The 279-nt window shown below is 52.3% G+C and carries 1 pseudogene; it reads left to right on the forward strand.

Features of this window, described 5'->3' with window-relative positions:
* A pseudogene (locus tag I5349_RS13690) lies at positions 1-279 on the forward strand (NADH-dependent alcohol dehydrogenase); the annotation flags it as partial.

Here is a 279-nt window from a genome sequence, read left to right on the forward strand (position 1 = left end):
GGCCGGCGTGGAAACCGACTGGGCAACGCACTCGATTGAACATGCCGTCAGCGCTGTTTACGATATCCCGCACGGCGGCGGGCTTGCGATCATCTTCCCGAACTGGATGAAGTATGTATATAAAGAAAATATCCCACGTTTCAAACGGTTTGCCGTTGAAGTATGGGGTGTGGATCCTGAAGGAAAAACGGACGAAGAAACGGCTCTCGCCGGCATTGATGCAGTCCGTGCTTTCTTTAACGAAATCGGCGCGCCAAGCCGGCTTGCAGATTACAATAT

Source organism: Penaeicola halotolerans (assembly GCF_016464625.1).
Taxonomy (GTDB): Bacteria; Bacteroidota; Bacteroidia; order Cytophagales; family Cyclobacteriaceae; genus Penaeicola; species Penaeicola halotolerans.